Annotated in this window: 12 protein-coding genes; 4 read left to right on the top strand and 8 right to left on the bottom strand. The window is 67.6% G+C overall.

Annotated elements, in window-relative coordinates; genetic code table 11:
• Window positions 1–64: 64 nt before the first annotated feature.
• The 4 genes from QT196_RS02810 to QT196_RS02795 form a co-directional block, all read right to left on the bottom strand.
• Window positions 65–1,243: a macrolide family glycosyltransferase gene (locus QT196_RS02810; protein ID WP_266735198.1), complete on the bottom strand. Its 1,179-nt coding sequence runs from the start codon at window positions 1,241–1,243 to the stop codon at window positions 65–67.
• Window positions 1,244–1,403: 160 nt separating this feature from the next.
• A complete protein-coding gene (locus QT196_RS02805) occupies window positions 1,404–2,489 on the bottom strand; it encodes an extracellular solute-binding protein (protein WP_290356600.1) in 1,086 nt (361 codons plus the stop codon).
• A gap of 506 nt (window positions 2,490–2,995) precedes the next feature.
• A complete protein-coding gene (locus tag QT196_RS02800) occupies window positions 2,996–5,836 on the bottom strand; it encodes a SpoIIE family protein phosphatase/ATP-binding protein (RefSeq protein WP_290354271.1) in 2,841 nt (946 codons plus the stop codon).
• 347 nt (window positions 5,837–6,183) lie between these two features.
• Window positions 6,184–6,870 (bottom strand): hypothetical protein, encoded by a 687-nt coding sequence (locus QT196_RS02795; RefSeq protein ID WP_290354270.1) that lies wholly within the window; start codon window positions 6,868–6,870, stop codon window positions 6,184–6,186.
• Between the two features lie 164 nt (window positions 6,871–7,034).
• Between QT196_RS02795 and QT196_RS02790 the strand changes: the two genes are divergently transcribed.
• Window positions 7,035–7,265 carry an e9imm peptide gene (locus QT196_RS02790; protein WP_290354269.1) on the top strand — a complete coding sequence of 77 codons (231 nt, stop codon included), beginning with the start codon at window positions 7,035–7,037 and terminating at the stop codon, window positions 7,263–7,265.
• 107 nt (window positions 7,266–7,372) lie between these two features.
• On the opposite strand, the gene QT196_RS02785 is transcribed toward QT196_RS02790, so the two are convergent.
• The 4 genes from QT196_RS02785 to QT196_RS02770 form a co-directional block, all read right to left on the bottom strand.
• Window positions 7,373–7,744 (bottom strand): hypothetical protein, encoded by a 372-nt coding sequence (locus QT196_RS02785; RefSeq protein ID WP_168483522.1) that lies wholly within the window; start codon window positions 7,742–7,744, stop codon window positions 7,373–7,375.
• A gap of 276 nt (window positions 7,745–8,020) precedes the next feature.
• Window positions 8,021–8,776, bottom strand: coding sequence for a class I SAM-dependent methyltransferase (locus QT196_RS02780; RefSeq protein ID WP_168477230.1), 756 nt, complete (start codon window positions 8,774–8,776; stop codon window positions 8,021–8,023).
• A gap of 230 nt (window positions 8,777–9,006) precedes the next feature.
• Window positions 9,007–9,555: a hypothetical protein gene (locus QT196_RS02775; protein ID WP_290354268.1), complete on the bottom strand. Its 549-nt coding sequence runs from the start codon at window positions 9,553–9,555 to the stop codon at window positions 9,007–9,009.
• A gap of 77 nt (window positions 9,556–9,632) precedes the next feature.
• Entirely contained in the window at window positions 9,633–11,057 is a 1,425-nt protein-coding gene (locus QT196_RS02770) for a serine/threonine-protein kinase (RefSeq protein ID WP_168477226.1), read from the bottom strand.
• 382 nt (window positions 11,058–11,439) lie between these two features.
• Here QT196_RS02770 and QT196_RS02765 point away from each other — a divergent pair, with 382 nt between their 5' ends.
• From QT196_RS02765 to QT196_RS02755, 3 genes are all read left to right on the top strand, one after another.
• Entirely contained in the window at window positions 11,440–12,045 is a 606-nt protein-coding gene (locus QT196_RS02765) for a pyridoxamine 5'-phosphate oxidase family protein (RefSeq protein WP_266735209.1), read from the top strand.
• 618 nt (window positions 12,046–12,663) lie between these two features.
• A complete protein-coding gene (locus QT196_RS02760; RefSeq protein ID WP_168477222.1) occupies window positions 12,664–12,828 on the top strand; it encodes a thiomuracin/GE37468 family thiazolyl RiPP peptide in 165 nt (54 codons plus the stop codon).
• Between the two features lie 129 nt (window positions 12,829–12,957).
• On the top strand, window positions 12,958–15,588 hold the full coding sequence (locus tag QT196_RS02755) for a lantibiotic dehydratase (RefSeq protein WP_290354267.1): 2,631 nt from the start codon (window positions 12,958–12,960) through the stop codon (window positions 15,586–15,588).
• Window positions 15,589–15,596 lie beyond the last annotated feature (8 nt).

The following is a 15,596-nucleotide window of genomic DNA, read 5'->3' as shown; positions in this document are numbered from 1 at the left end:
GGAGCCCCGGACGCCGGGGTGCGGAGCGCGGCTCCCACACCCCGGCGCCACCATACGGCGGACCTCAGCGCAGATATTCCTCGATCACATCCGCGCCGCGAACGGCTCCGCCGCTGTCCTTGACCACCGTGCGCATCCGGTCGAGATTGCTGCGCACGACGGGGTCGGAGGCAATGCGGGTGACGGCAGCACGCAACGACTCGGCGGTGACCGTCGCGGGGTCCAGCTGTATTCCGAGCCCCAGTTCCTGCGCGCGCCCGGCATTGGCGGCCTGTTCGGGCATCTGCGGAATGGTGACCAGGCCCACCCCGTAATACAGGGCCTCCATGGTGGAGTTCATCCCGGCGTGCGAGACGAAAACGTCGGCGTGCCGCAGCACCGCAGGCTGTGGGAAGTACGGCCGGACATCGAAGCTGGGCGGAATTTCACCCAGCGCGGCCCGGTCCAGATCGCCGATGCCCATGGCCACTTGGTAGGGCCCGTCGCGGAAGGCTTCGATGCAGGTGCGGTAGAACTCGGGTCGGTCGTTGAAGACCGTGCCCAGCGAAATGAACAGCACCGGAGCCTCGGAATCGGCCGGCGACCAGGGCTCGGCGTGCTCCCGGCTGCCCAAGGAGGGGCCGACGAAGTGGAAACGTTCGTCGAAGGTGTCACCGGCGGGCTGGAATTCCCGCGGTATGAACACAAGGTTGCGTTCTTCGGTGCCGTCCAGGACGCTCTCCGGGGCGAGCGTGACACCGTGTTCGGCGGAGAACTCCGCACAGTCGGCGGTGAGCAGAGACAGCACGGGATTTTCGCCGCCGTTGTCGTTCATGACATCGTCGAACAGCGAGAACGCCTCGTTCGAGGCGAAGTTGGGAATGAGCCGCACGGCGGGCAGGCCCAGATTTTCCGCGATGACCCGGGCGGGCCAGTTCATGCCGTCATAACAGATCGCGTCCGGTGACTCCGCGGCGCAGTAGTCGCGCAGCACGGGGTACTGCGCACACATCTCCGCGAACATGCCGCGCAGGAAGACGCGGATCTCTTCGAAGCCGAACTGGCGGGGCGGAGTAAGGATTTCAGGCGACTGGAGCTTGAGCTCCACCCAGCGTGCGCCGGCTTTGGTGACCGCCTCGGAGTGCTCCGCACTTGTCGCATAGTCCACTCGGTGCCCCCGGCGCACGAGCTCCTCGACCAGCGGCAGCGTGGGGTTGACATGCCCGTGTCCGAAAAGGGCCACGAATAACAGGTGTTTTGCCATACCACCAATCGTACCGAGCCAGAATTTCGACTCCCCGGTTTACCGTGCTCTTTCGGTCACCGGAGGGGCTGAGGGCCCGCCTCCCCGGTGGGCATCCCGAGCCCTCCAGCACGTACCTGGAGGCACCCGGCTCCCTCCTCACCACCGCCGACGAGACGGATCAGCCACCGACCGCCTTGGCCCAGTTCTTGCGGACGGTGCGGAGAGCCTTGGTCAGCTGGGCCTCGTTCGGGAATTGCGGTGTGCCCTCGACGGTCGGCAGCCGGGCGGCCAGGGCCTTGTTGAGGGTGCCGTTCTTCGCCATGGCGGCCAGCAGGACCGGGCGGGCGTAGTCGACGAGGCGGAGGTTCTGGCCTTCCGGGCTGAAGAGGTACTCCTCCCAGAGTCGCGCCGCGGCCGGGTGCGGGGCGTCCTTGTTGATCGCCTGCGCGTAGTACTGCGAGAAGCTGCCGTCGAAGGGAATGGAGACCCGCCATTTCACGCCCGTCCCGCGGAGCTGGTCGAGGTGCGCCAGGTTGAGGTAATCCCATTCGATGCTGATCGGTGTCTTGCCCTTGGCGATCGAGGCCGGGTCGGGGTCGGCTCGGTTGTAGTTGCCGACCTTGTCGAGCCGGGCGAAGAAGTCGATACCCGGCTGGATGTTGTCGAATGACCCTCCGTTGGCGAGCGCCGCCGCGTACACCGCGGCGAAGGCCGAGCCCGCGTCCGTGGGTTGGCCGTACATCGAGACCAGGCCCTTGTACTCCGGCCGCAGCAGATTCGCGAAGGAGTCGGGGCAGGTCTTGACGCGGGCGGCGTCGCAGCCGATCGAGACGTAGCCGCCGTAGTTGTTGTACCAGCGGGCCTCGGCGTCCTTCTGTTCCGGTGGGATCTGGTCGAACTGGGCGACCCGGTAGGGGGCCAGCAGATTCTGCCGCGCTGCCGACTGGGCGAAGGAATCCCCGACGTCGAGCACGTCGGGGGCGCGCTTCTGGCCCCGGTAGCGCCGGACCGCCTCGATCTCCTGCTGGCTGTGGCCGGACGGGTTGTCGACGACGACCTTGATGCCGTACTTCTTCTCGAAGCCGTCGATCAGCCTGTCGTAGCCGGCCCACTGGCGCGGCAGCGCGATCGCGTTGAGCCTGCCCTCCCGCTTCGCCGCCTTGACCAGCGCCGCCGACCCGCCCACGTCCGCAGCGGACTCGGCCCGGGACGGCGCGACCGGCCGGGACGTTCCCTCTTCCTGGCAGGCGCCGAGACCGAGCACCGCAAGACCGAGACAGCGCAGGAGGGCGCCTGTGCGGACCCGATGATGTGTAGCCACTACGCCTCCAGCAGGGCCAGGTGGGGGAGCGGTCCGCCGGGCGAGTGGCGAACGCGGCTCGGGGCGAGCCAGGACACGGTGCGGTGGCATGCCCCGTACAGCGGTCCACCGCCAAGGACGGAACATGCCCGGAGGTGGTGCGGAATGCCGACGGGGCCTCGCAGGTCGGCCGAACGGACGTCCTCGACATGCCCGCACGCCCGCACGGCCGCCGACGCCTTGGTGCGCGGGCGGTCCTGACGCAACCCCGCCGCGCCGCTCCACCACCCGGAGTTCCCTCTACAGCAATGGTCCGGACCAGCGTACTCCGCGCCCTCGCTGGCCTCCGCCAGGACGGCTACCCGGCCAGGTCATGGCGGCCGGCGGGCGCCACGCCCGTACGGAGGGAGCCCTGCTCGTCCCCGTACGGAGCCCACGCTCGTCCCCGGAGGGGCGCCGCAGCCACGGCCTTACCACTGCCCGCGCTGCTCCCACTGGTTGAGGAGGTCCTCCGAAGGCTCCTCTTCCGACGGCAGGGCCTCGGGGCCGATCACCTGAGCGGCCCAGATCGTCTTGCCCCTGGGGGAGTAGCGGGTGCCCCAGTGCTCGGCGAACTGCGCCACCAGGAAGAGGCCGCGGCCGTCTTCGTCGGTGTCCTTCGCCTGGCGGATGTGCGGGCTGGTGCTGCTGCCGTCGGAGACCTCGCAGATCAGGGTGCGGGTGTGCAGGAGCCGCACGTGGATGGGCTCGGCGCCGTGCCGGACCGCGTTGGTGATCAGTTCGCTGAGGATGAGCTCGGTACCGAAGGAGATGGCCTCGAGGCCCCAGTCCGCCAACTGGCGGACACACGCGTTGCGGACCGGGCCCACCGCCGCCGGGTCGCGGGGCACGTCCCACTCGGCGACGTGTGCCGGGTCCAGCCGCCGGGTCCGGGCCACCAGCAGCGCGACGTCGTCGGTGGATCTGGCGGGCAGCAGGGACTGCATGACGGTGGCGCAGGTGTCCTCCGGCGTACGGTCCGGCCCGGCGAGGGCCGCCCGCAGTGTCTCCATCCCCGCGTCCAGGTCGCGGCTGCGGTTCTCGACCAGCCCGTCCGTGTAGAGCACCAGCCGGGAGCCCTCCGGCAGCGACAGTTCAGTCGTCTGGAAGGGCAGAGCGGTGCCCAGCCCCAGCGGCGGGGAGACCGGCGAGTGCAGGAACTCCACCCGCCCGTCGGGGTAGGCCACGGCCGGCGGCAGATGGCCGGCCGTGGCCACGCTGACCCGCCCGGAGACGGAGTCATAGATGACGTAGAGACAGGTGGCGCCGGTGATCGCCGGCACCTCCTCGCCGTTCTCGTCCTGGACGTCGATATGGGTCACCAGCTCGTCCACATGGCCCAGCAGTTCGTCGGGGGAGAGGTCCAGGGCCGAGAAGTTGTGCACGGCGATCCGCAGCCGGCCCATGGTGGCTGCCGCATGCAGACCGTGTCCGACCACGTCGCCGACGACCAGCGCCACCCGGGCGCCGGGCAGCGGGATGACGTCGAACCAGTCGCCGCCCACTCCCGCCTGCGCCGGAAGATAGCGGTGCGCCACCTCCAGGGCGTCCTGGTCCGGCAGGCCGCGGGGCATCAGGCTGCGCTGGAGCGTCATCGCCATCGTGCGCTCGCGGGTGAAGCGCCGGGCGTTGTCGATCCCCACCGTGGCCCGCCCCGCCAGCTCCTCGGCGAAGGACAGATCCTCGTCGTCGAACGGAGGGGAACTCCCCGACCGCCAGAAGTACACCATTCCCAGCACCACCCCCCGCGCGCGCAGCGGTACGACCGCCCGGGAGTGCACCCCGTGGTCCAGGATGCGCCGGGCGCGTTCCGGGTCCTGGGACCGCCAGGCGGTGGAGCCGGCCAGATCCGGCTCCACGGTGGAGCCGACCTGGTCCGTACTCGCCGCCGCCGGGGTGCCCGGGACTGCCGTGATCAGCTCGCCGACGGGGTGGAGCGGATGGTCCGGCGCCAGACCGGCGAGCGCCGCCCGGCGCAGCGCGTTACCCGCCACGCTCGGCTCCTCGCCCTTCAGCACCGGTTCCTGAAGCTCGACGGTGACGATGTCGGCGAACCGGGGGACCGCCACCTGCGCCAGCTCCTCCGCCGTGCGCACCACATTCAGCGTGGAACCGATCCGCAGTCCGGCGTCGTAGAGGAGCCTCAACCGCTCCCGCGCCACCTCGGCGCGCCCGGACAGCCACCTCAGCTCGGTGGTGTCGCGCAGGGTGACCACGCTCGCCTGGTGGGCCCCGTAGGGGGTGGTGGACCGCTTGTTGACGGCCAGCAGTCTGTCCTGGGCCAGGTGCACCTCGTCGGTGGCGATCCGGTCGGACGCCAGGAGTTCGGCGGTGCGGTGGTCCAGCCCCAGATCGTCGACCTGTCGTCCTTCCGCGTCCGCCGGCAGGTCCAGCAGCCGCCGCGCCTCGTCATTGGCCAGCAACAGCCGCCCGCCGCGGCCGACGATGAGGACACCCTCCCGCACCGCGTGCAGCACCGCATCGTGATGCTCGTACATCCGGGTCATCTCGGCCGGGCCCAGACCGTGGGTCTGCCGGCGCAGCCGACGGCTCACCAGCCCCGCGCCTCCCCCGGCGAGCGCCAGCGCCGCGACTGCGGTACCGATGAAGAGGGGCAGCTGCTGGTTGACCGACTTCTGCACCTTTTCCACCGTCACCGGGGCGGCGACAATGGCGATGACCCGGCCCGAGGAGTCCTTGACGGGCGCCGCGGAAACTACGGAGAGCCCCAGGGCACCCTCGAAGGTCCTGGTGAAGGGCTTGCCCCGGGCGGCCTCCGCATACGGCCCGATGACGTGCTTGCCGATCTGCCGCGGGTCACTGTGGGTGAGGGTGATCCCGTCGAGCTTGTACACGATGAGGGCGTCGACACCGGAATCCTTCCGGGCCGCCTCCGCCAGCGGCTGGAGCTTCGCCGACGGATCGGCGCTGTTCAGCGCCTCCTGGAGCCCCGGGGAGTGCGCGAAGGACTCAGCGGCGGCGAGCGTCCGGTGCCGGGCATCGGTCATGGTGTCCCGCCGGGTCTGCACGACGAAAGCCACCACTGCCGCCGCGACGAGCAGCACCACAAGCACCAGCTGAAGAAGAAAAACCTCCCGGGCAACGCTGCGAGTCGGCCAGGACGGCCCTACGCGCTGCTGCTCTCCCCCCTCCGCAGGACGCTCGCCCTGACGGTCGCCACCACCACTCCCGGCAGGCTCCCCACCCGAAAAAGCGGAATGCCCGGGCACACGGCGCAGCCAACGCCGGAAACGACCCGAAAATCCGCTCATGATTCACATTTATCCTGCTTCGCCTGGGCGGCGGCAAGGCGTGGTACGGCAGGTGCCCGACGGCGCGGCGGGGCTGAGCCGGGCCGGGGCTGAGGTGGCACGGGGCGCCCGATGGCGTGGTGGCCGGGCGAGACGATGTGGGGGCCGGCCAGGCGGTGCCGCTCCAGGGGTGCCGTAGGGCGGCGGCGCGAGAGCCGCTGCGGGCGATTCCGCGGCCGCCCTCTTGGACGCTGATCGCCATCCACAGTGAGGTCGCGGGAGCCCTCCTGCAAACTGATCGGCCCTGCCCTGCCCTGCCCCGCCCACGCCTCCAGCCCGCCGGCGCGGAGCCTCGCGCGGAATCCCCGTTACGTCCCGCTGCGCGGTCCAAGGGCCGGCGGCGTCTGGTGATCTCCGGACGGGCCGACATCGCCCTCCTGCCACGCGGGGTCGTAGGCACAGGGCACGCTGGCACCGCCGGTGAAGTACTCCCGGTCCGGGTACCAGCTGAAGGACATCCGCTCGGCACCGTCGTCCCGCTTGGCGAACAGGTCCCAGTTGCCCTGCTCGCCCTCAGAGTAGGACGTGATCTCCCAGCCCTTGTCCTTCAGATACCGGTGGAGCCGGTGCAGACCGGACATGGCCTGGCGCGCGGGGACGTGGTCCAGCGCCCAGCTGTGGCTCATCTGGTAGGCGCCGTCGACGGTCTTGTCCTCCAGCCCCGTGAGACCCCCGTGACAGAAGGAAGTGCTGAGCGTGTTCTCCGTACTGACGCCGACGTCCTCGACACCTGGTTTCACGGTGCGCTTGAACCCCACAACGTCATACGCCCCCTGAGAACGCTGAAAGGCACGGCTCGCCATCTCCTCGGGCGCGACGCGGGGAAAATCCGACGACCCCCATGAGCCCGAGGCGATCAACACGACCAGAACGAGCACGACGACCGGGGCACAGCCGCATCCGAGGGCCTTGAAGGCGAATGAGGAGACCCCGGATTCGGCCGGGGCGGTGGTGCTGGGTGTGGTGGTGTTGGTGGGTGCGGCTTCCGGGGGCATATGGGGACGCTATGTCAGAGGGGGAGCGGGGTGGATGGGCGCGGCTACGGGCAGGGAGTAGGTACGCGTACTCACTTGATCAGCGCGGCTCCCACCTACGCTGATCCGTCTATGAGGCTGGGCAATCATGTGTCCCATCGGGGTGGCTAGGACGGAGGGGCATGATGAGTGCAGTGGAGATGAGTCGTGCGGAGGCGGTGGCACTCGTGCAGCGCATCATGGAAGCGGACTACGTCTCCGACGATGAGGTGGCCGGCTGGCTGGACAGGCTCGGCACAGTCTTGGCATGCCCGTCTGGTCACGTCAGCGAATTGATCTTCTGGCCTCCGGTGCGGGAGCTTTCGGCTGATGAGGTAGTCGATCAGGCCTTGGGGTATCGGCCGATCGCTTTGTGAGGTCGGAGGACGCGGCTCCGCAGCCAGATGAGTAACGCGGGGGTGGTAGCGGCGCCGAGGAAGGGCTTTGCCCGCACCGTCTGGAACTGGGTTGGCAGGTGAGGGCCTCAACTGGCGTGCCGGTGCCTGGAGATCAGCCAGTGCCAGCGGCGGCGCTCCGTGACGAGGGCCACGGCGGCCAGCACTGTCACGGGGACTGCCGCCCAAGCGGGCCAGGCGAGCCACGAGGAGGTCACGGCCGCAGCAAGCTGGAGCAGTACCAGCAGAATCGTGGCCCAGCCCGGCACCGCGATGATCACGTTGGCCTTGTCGCCCGGGGTGGACAAGAGGGTCGGAAGACCGATCAGGATCACCACGGACAGGACGGCGAGCAGCCATGCGTGGGCGGCCAGGGCCCAGGGGGTGGCTACCCACGCGAGGAGCTCCGTCGCGAAGCGCACGGCGGACGCTGCGCGGTCGTCGGGGCGTCCCGGGGGCATCTCTCCACCAGCAGCGTCGTTCACCCGCGGACGATTTCACAGCGTGCGCCCAGCTGCCAGGGGTTTCCCGGACGTCGCCATCGCCGTCGCGCCCACCCGCGCGGTCGCCGGTGATGCGCGCCGCTCACCCACCTGCTTCACGTGCAGGCGCCGGCACGGATGCTCGCGGGGGAGTGCGTTCTCGCCGAGACGGTTCGGCGGCTGTACGTGCGGCTGAGGGCCAGGGCGGTCGGCCTCCGGATCAGAAGGCGCGGGCCGCCCTGCCGCCGTGTTGGTTCATTCCGCGGGACGACGACCCCATGCGGAAATGGTGATCTGGGGGATGTCGATGAAAGCGGGGTCCTTGAGAAGGGTGGCGAACTCTGCCAGGTCGGCTTCCGTGATCAGACCGTCGGCGAGGAGACCGGGGGCGGCTTGGGTGATGAGGGGGAGCCAGCGGTCCTTGCCAAGTCCGCCCATGCAGCCGGGGTTTCCGGCGAAGTCCACTTCGGTCAATGAATTGCGAGCCAGGAGGGCTGGCAGGCCGCGGACCCAGGTCAAGGCGGCGCCGTGAGCGTGGTACATGCGCTGGTAGGCGTCCAGAATGCGCTGGATCACGGGGAAGGGGGAAGAGCTGGCCGGCAGGTGAAAGGGCTCTTCGATGATGAGCCAGCCGCTGGGGGAGAGCCAGCGGGTGACTCGCGCGACCATCTCGTCGCGTTCCGGGAGGTGGCAGAACAAGTAGCGGGCGTGGATGAGGTCGAAGCTGCCGGGTGTGTAATCCGCGCGTGTGATGTCAGCTTCCTCGATCTCCAGATTCGCGGCCCGGCCCGCTTCGAGGTGGCGGGTATCGAGATCAACTGCGACGACGCGTCCGTCCGGGCAGCGTTCGGCGAGCCAATAGGCGATGGAGCCGGCGCCCGCACCCAGTTCCAGACAATTCCAGGAGGTTTTGACGGGAAGGCCGTCGAGGATCCCGGTGGTGAATGCGTCGACGTTGCGTTGGATGGACTTTAAGCGGTCACTTTCACGATGGGAGTCGTTGCTCAACATGCCGCTGTTGTAGGGGGTGGTGGCAGGTTGCTGTGTCACGGGTGCGCCTAACTGGAGTGAGTACTAGGGGCGTGCTGATCGCGTGGGTTCAGCCTGGTGGGCCGGGTGTTTGGGCAGGGGGAGGCGAATGAGTGCACGGCAGGCAGGCAGGCAGGCAGGCAGGCGGGCGGCGTGGGGGGCTGGAGTATGGCGCGCTCTGTGCGCTGCCTCCCCTCTTGCGTCAGCGCGCGTCAGCTGGAAGACCCGCGCTTCGCCAGATCCGCCACGAAGTCGATGCAGGCCATGTTCGGGCTGTGCTTCAGACCGCGCTGAAGGTCCACTTTCGACCAGTCACCATCCGTCTTATAGAGATCGGTTTCCTTCTTGAGGTCCTCGGCCTGCTTCTGGAGAGCGGTCTTGATCGGCGTGGGGACGTGCGGCTGGTTCAGCGCCCTTTCGGTCAGTGTCGTCAGCTGTTGGAGCAGCGGAATCACCGGAGTATCGCTGTGGTACCCGGAGGACCCGATGGGGTTCTCCTTGGCCAGCTTGTTGTTGATATCCATCATTTGTTTCTGGTTCTGGCATCCGGCCACGTGGGCGATATTGCACATACCCACGCGCGCATCCCAATTCTTTGCGCCGCCCGTACAGAAGCCTGGTACGTGTTCCCCTTGCTTCGCCGCCGGCTTTGCCTCCGGCTCCCCGCTGTCGCCACTGAGCCCCACGGCAGCCCCCACGCCGATCGCCGCCACGACGGCCACACCGGTGACGATCAGGCCGAGCTTCTTCCCCTGCATCATCTCTACCCCTACCTGTTGCCTGTCTGCGAGATCGAAGATTCGACAATGGGTGACAGTTCTCCCCGGACCGGCGGGCCTCACTTCCAGCAGAGGAACTTCAAATCGCCTACGTCCTCTTTCAAGTGCTTCATGGCGAGGTCGGTGGCCTTGGTGCTCACGAGGCGACCATCCACCACTTTGGGGAGCTGGGCATCGAGCGCGTCAGCTTGGGTATTCAGGTCCCCCGCAATTGCGTGGAGCTTTGCCTTGACTGGCGACTCGGTGGCGTGATTGGCCAGGTCCGAGACCTGTTTGGCGCCGTCGCGCAGTGCCGCACTGCCGTCATGCGCCTTGTCGGCCGAACTGCGGTTGGGATCGCCCAGCGCGATGCCGGAGAGCTGAAGGGCGTTTCCGGCTGTCTGCACCGCCGCATTGCATGCCCCCGCATCCGGCCCCGGACTGCGCCCTTCGGTGGGCGTAGGCGTAGGCGTAGGCGTGGGCTTTGCCGTGGGAGTGGACGTAGGCGACGGGCTGTCGCCGCGCGTCGCACTCACCGCCGAGTTCGACGACTTGCCGGAAGGGTGGCCCTGCTCGCGGAATTGGGAGGCCACCGCGAAGGCCAGCAGCCCAGCCGCGCCAACACTCAGCACGGACAGTGCAGGCCGTAACCAGATACGTCTCCGGCCGGCCTCCGGCCTCGGCAACACTTTCGTCCTGCTGGGCGGCTGCGTCCCGTTCAGCATGTGCAGCACGGCGTCGATGCCGGGCCGGGTCTTGGGGTCCTTGTCCAGCAGCGCCGTGATGACCGCTGTCAGATGACCGGCACCGACCGGCTCATCGGGCTGGTCGTGGCTGATGGCATGGATCGTGGACAGCACCGAGCCCCGGTCGAACGGCGAGACACCAGTGACCATTTGATGGAGCGTCACGCCCAGTGACCAGAGGTCCCCGGCCGGACTCTCCACGCCCTTCAAACGCTCGGGGGCGACGTACGCGGCCGTACCGACAACTGCCCCGGTCATGGTGATCTTGGTGTCGGCGTGGTGCCTGGCGATCCCGAAATCGGTGACGAGAACGTCGCCGCCGTCCGTGATCATGACGTTCGGCGGCTTGATGTCCCGGTGAGTGATCCCGACTCCGTGCGCCGCGGCGAGCGCCGCGAGGACACCCCGGGCGATGCGGTCGATCAGCTCAACGGAAAGCCCATCGGGTTCGTCCTCCAGCAGCTCCGCGACCGACTGCCCACGCACGAGGCGCATCACCGTCCACGGCAGTCCCTCATGCTCGACGACGTCGTGGACGGCCACGATGTTCGGATGGTCGCGCAGGGCGGCGGCGTGCTGCGCCTCCTTGCGTGCGTACACGAGGGCGGACCGGTGCGGCTCGGTGGTGTCCTGGGGGTGCATCCGGATGGACTTGACGGCCACATCGACGTTCAGGCTCAGGTCCCGGGCCTGCCACACCTCGCCCATGCCCCCGCGGCCCAAACGCTCGACCAGCTCGTACCGGTCGGCGATGACCATGCCAGGTGCAACCTGCGTCGCCAAATCTTCAGCCCCGCCCCCGAGATCCGACCTTGCGCCCTATCGACGGCACATTGTAGGGGCGCTGTTACCTGCCCGGAAGCCGAAATGGCCTGACCGGCGAATCCACCGGACCGATGCCGCCCGGCAAGCACCCGCTTCCGGAGAACTGTTGGCCTGCGCACCTCACTTGCCGCCCATCCCGGGCCGCGTCCTGGTGGCGTGCCGCCGCGCCGGGGGAGCCGCCGCGGAGGCTGGGGATGACGAACTCGATGGGTGACGTGGTGACGTGGTGATGACCTGCGCTGGTGGTGGTTGATTCCCCTGCCGCCTGATCCCCACCCCCTCCCGCAGGGGAGGGGGTCACCGTCATAATCGAGCAATGGGGAAGAGCTACGAGCGAATAGACGGCAGGCTACGGGCCTTCATCGAGGCACAGCACATCTTTTTCACCGCGACGGCGCCGCTGGACGGCGACGGCACCATCAACCTTTCGCCCAAGGGTCTGAACGGCTCCTTCGCCGTGATCGACGAACTCACCGTGGCCTACCTCGATTTCGCCGGCAGCAACGCCGAGACGATCGCGCATCTGCGCGAGAACGGCCGCATCACCCTGATGTGGTGTGCCTTCGACGGTCCCCCCAACATCGTGCGCGTACACGGTCGCGGAGAGCCGGTCTTCCGCGACGATGCCCGTTGGAACGAGCTGATGCAGCACTTCCCGGACATCGACCCGACCGCGCACGGCCTGCGAGCGATCATCGTCGTGGCGGCCGAGAGTATCCGCGACACCTGCGGGTACGCCGTCCCGTTCATGGCCTACGACGAAGACCGCCCGCTGCACGCGTCGCGCTTCGCGCGCGAGACCGATGAGTCACTCGACGCGTACTTCCAGAAGAAGGACCACATCGCAACCAGCATCGACGGCCTGCCGGGTCTTCCCCTGCCGCTGCCACCGCTTCCGAGGACCACAACCCACGGCGGTTAGGGGACGCCACGGCGGGATATCCGCCAGGAGACGGTCACGCCACCCGCGCCTCCGCGCCTCCGCGCCTCCGCGCCTCCGCGCGTTCGACCACGTGACCGCAGGCGCGCCTGGGTGTCTTTGGCGTCCTTGGCGTCTTCGAGCTGACGGTAGACGCCGGCCTGGAGGGCAAACGGTCAGAGGAGACGCGCAGGTACGCTCCCATGCCTAAGGGCTGTCCCGTAACCCTGGCGGGCGCACGACGACAGCTACGGCATTCCCCCAGCTAACGCTGGGAGGTGCCCCCACGCCGCGTTGTCGGAACATCCGGATACGCCCAGTATCCGGACGTCCCTCCGCCTTGCGATGCAGCTCGGCATCCAAGGAACGAATGAAGAGCCGCGGCTGCTCAATGCCCGTCTGCCGGGTGATATCGGAATCAATTGTTCCGCAAATGACCAGTCCCTCTCGCCTTGGCCGGAACTTGTCCCATCACATTCTTGGGACGGTGGCACTTGTCAACGGCTGCTGTTAGCGTCATCGACTGTGACACATGGGGGCGGCATAACCTGACGACGCTCCTTGCCAGTTTCTCCGTCATTACCTGACAGAGAACTAATCCTGTTGCGGAAGGAGTCATAGATGGAAGACACCGAGTTCGATTTCGACCTTGCGGACATCCCCTCGGATGTATTCGAGCTGGCTGACCGTGGGCTCACGGTGGAGTCGTTGACCAGCGGCCACGGGCTGGTGGAGAACGGTACTTCGTCGCCGAGCTGCGGAAGCTCCTGTTCGTCGCTGCCGTAACCAAGGGGTGGGCGTCAGGAGCATCGCTGCCCTGGCGCCCGCTGGCGGCATTGCGTGGTAAGTCAGCGGAGTAGGACGTTCCCGGTATGAAGATTCTGGGCATGAGTGGGCTTCAGGCAAGGATGATGCGTGACTTCGTACTCCGTCAGGGAATCCTTTTTCGTGCGCTTCTGCGGACTCCCAGCCTCGGTGTTGAATGAATTGACGCCGTGTCGTTCCTGGGGATTGGTCGAAGAGATTCAGGCACTGGACGATGCACTGAATATCGACGCCGAAAGCCTGAAGGGCGCACTGTATTCAGTGATCGGCGGGCTCGTCGACTCTGCATTCAAACCCCGCCTGGTGGCATTGCGACGTTGTGTCCATCGGCGAAGATTTCCGGCCAAAGGTGAATGGGGTCCGAGCGTCGCGAGGACCCTCCCGGGGGAAGTGGCGGCACAAGTCGAACAATGGCTGATTCGCATGCGGAGACGCGAATCGGCCCTGGCTGAACTCTTTGTGACCGCGGAGCAGGAAACGCACGAGGAAACGAGAAGCCTCCTCAAAGCAGCTACTGACCCGGTGTTCCGGCATGCCCTGTCTCAGGCCAGCCCCGCCCTGCTGGACGAGCTGCTGCGCCTTGAAAATGCCGGCCAATCGAAGCTGCGGCGGCGCACGGCCATCGGGTTGACGAAGTTCGTTTCCCGAGCGGCCACCAAGACCAGCCCGTACAGCACCTTCACCGCAACGGCCGCCGGGGCCTGGGCCGGCACAGGGCCGCTCTTCTCCTCATCGGGCAGGGACGAGCTGCGCTGCGTGCTCGAACTGGACCGTATGGTCCTGGAGCAGACCGTCAATTCTCTACTCGCTGAGGGCATGCCGAGCGGCGCCTTGCGGATCCGGCCGAACCCCAGCCTGAACGAGCTCGACGGCCGGTACACCTTCCTCGGGCGAAGGCCGGCAGAGCCGTTGGTGGCCATTCGTGCCTCCCGGGAAGTCAGGGAGTGTCTGAGAATCGTCGGTGACGGATGCACGGTGGAGCACCTACACAGCACACTGGCTGCGCGTACCCCGCAGCGGTCGGCGGCGGTCCGCTTTTGCGAGCAACTCGTCCGGTTGGGTGTGCTGGAGTACGAATCGCCGGTGCCGGACCAGTCGGAGAGGCCACTGGACGACCTCATCAGGTTCCTCGATACCACGGATTCGGACCGGCGTCGGAAAGTCATCCCTTCACTGGAGTCCCTGCGCGCGACACTTCGGCAGGATCCATCGCCGACAGCCGTGGCACCGTATCGGGAGCAACAGCGTGCGATCTCCTCGCTGGTCGCCGACATCGGGCAGGAACTGGGGCTCGACTGGCCGAAGGCCGACGTTCTGCGCAAGGTCGCCTTTCACGAGAGTGCCGTCCGCGTCGGGGGTGACATCAGCTGCTCGGCTTATCACTGGCGGCCGGTGCTCGACGACTTGGACGTGTTGCGGCGCTGGCTTGCCCTGCACGATCGCATGCTGCCGGTCCGCGTTGCCTTCACCGCGTATGTAGGACACCGCTTCGGTGCCGGAGCGAGCGTTCCGTTTCTCGCGTTGCATGAGGCGGTGCAGGCCGACCACGCTCGCGACGATGCGAACTGCCCCAGCTGGCTGGGCCCATTGCGCCCCTTCCTCCAGCTCAGCAATCCGGTCCCGGCTGACGAGCTGGAGCGGAGCCCCGTGCCCTCGTTGAGTCGGCTGCACCGACTGCGCCGCGAATCCCTGGAAACCGTGCTGTCGGCCGATCGCCGGGAAGACGGCGTCCTACACGCTGATCCCGCGGTCTTGACGGAGTTGTCATCACAGTGGCCTGACTGGGTCCGTACCCCGGGATCGATCGCCTGCTACCTCCAGCCGTACACCGTGAACGGCGAACTGAAGGCAGTGGTGAACACGATCAGCGGCGGATGGGGAAAGGGGCGTGCTCGATGGTCGCGTTTGCTCGACCAGGCCGGCGGGCGCATCCACGACGTGCCACGTACCGATGACGACGCGCACGCTCCGCTCCTTGCCGAGATGTCCGGCACCTTCGGGGTTTCGGTGAACCTGCGGAGGGCCGTCGCCCCGTATGAACTCGACTACCCGTACACCACCAGTACGCGCCTGGACGACGAGCGGATCCCACTCAACGACCTCCTCGTGCGGCACATGCCGTCGGGCGCGACGATCGAACTGTGGTCGCGGTCCAAGGGCCGGCGCGTGCAACCCGCGCATCTGGGGATGATGGCTGATCCGTTGCTGCCGCCTGCGGCCCGCTTGCTGTTCGCGGCGTTCGGGCAGTCCTATCTGCTGCACCCGAGCCTTTCGCTGCTCAAGCCCCGAGAGGTCGTTGAGTCCTCGGACGTCGCCTTCCAACCCCGCATCGAGGTGGGTAGGGCCGTCGTACAGCGGGCCGAATGGTCGGCTCCGATCGCGTGCGTACCGCAGGAACGCGCCGGCGAACCGGACGGTGCGTATCTGCTGCGCTTGGCGGAATGGCTCCGTGCTCATGAGATACCCCGGCGCTGCTTCGTCCGCTTGTATGCGACAGATGGTGACTGGGTGAGCCGAGTGTTCGTGAAGTCCAGAAAGCCGATGTTCCTCGACTTCGCCAGCCTGTCGATGGTGGCCGTCTTCAGGAACATGACCAAGGAGTTCAGCGGCAGAGTCGGCTTCGAGGAGGCCCTGCCCGACCCTTCCGATCCGTCCCCGTTCGAGTGTGACGGGCCCAGAGTCGCCGAGTTCGTCGTCGAACTGACCGCGGACGGATCCTGATGCGCCAC

This window comes from Streptomyces sp. P9-2B-2 (assembly GCF_030406865.1).
In the GTDB taxonomy this organism is placed as follows: domain Bacteria; phylum Actinomycetota; class Actinomycetes; order Streptomycetales; family Streptomycetaceae; genus Streptomyces; species Streptomyces platensis.
Note: the sequence above shows the minus strand (reverse complement) of the source record. Positions and strands in the feature narration are given on the sequence as shown.

What these genes read in the sequence shown, in the direction of transcription:
- QT196_RS02810 (WP_266735198.1), bottom strand. Translation starts at nt 1,243, where the DNA reads ATGGCAAAACACCTGTTATTCGTGGCCCTTTTCGGACACGGGCATGTC.
- QT196_RS02800 (WP_290354271.1), bottom strand. Translation starts at nt 5,836, where the DNA reads ATGAGCGGATTTTCGGGTCGTTTCCGGCGTTGGCTGCGCCGTGTGCCC.
- QT196_RS02795 (WP_290354270.1), bottom strand. Translation starts at nt 6,870, where the DNA reads ATGCCCCCGGAAGCCGCACCCACCAACACCACCACACCCAGCACCACC.
- QT196_RS02790 (WP_290354269.1), top strand. Translation starts at nt 7,035, where the DNA reads ATGAGTGCAGTGGAGATGAGTCGTGCGGAGGCGGTGGCACTCGTGCAG.
- QT196_RS02785 (WP_168483522.1), bottom strand. Translation starts at nt 7,744, where the DNA reads ATGCCCCCGGGACGCCCCGACGACCGCGCAGCGTCCGCCGTGCGCTTC.
- QT196_RS02780 (WP_168477230.1), bottom strand. Translation starts at nt 8,776, where the DNA reads ATGTTGAGCAACGACTCCCATCGTGAAAGTGACCGCTTAAAGTCCATC.
- QT196_RS02775 (WP_290354268.1), bottom strand. Translation starts at nt 9,555, where the DNA reads ATGATGCAGGGGAAGAAGCTCGGCCTGATCGTCACCGGTGTGGCCGTC.
- QT196_RS02770 (WP_168477226.1), bottom strand. Translation starts at nt 11,057, where the DNA reads ATGGTCATCGCCGACCGGTACGAGCTGGTCGAGCGTTTGGGCCGCGGG.
- QT196_RS02765 (WP_266735209.1), top strand. Translation starts at nt 11,440, where the DNA reads ATGGGGAAGAGCTACGAGCGAATAGACGGCAGGCTACGGGCCTTCATC.
- QT196_RS02760 (WP_168477222.1), top strand. Translation starts at nt 12,664, where the DNA reads ATGGAAGACACCGAGTTCGATTTCGACCTTGCGGACATCCCCTCGGAT.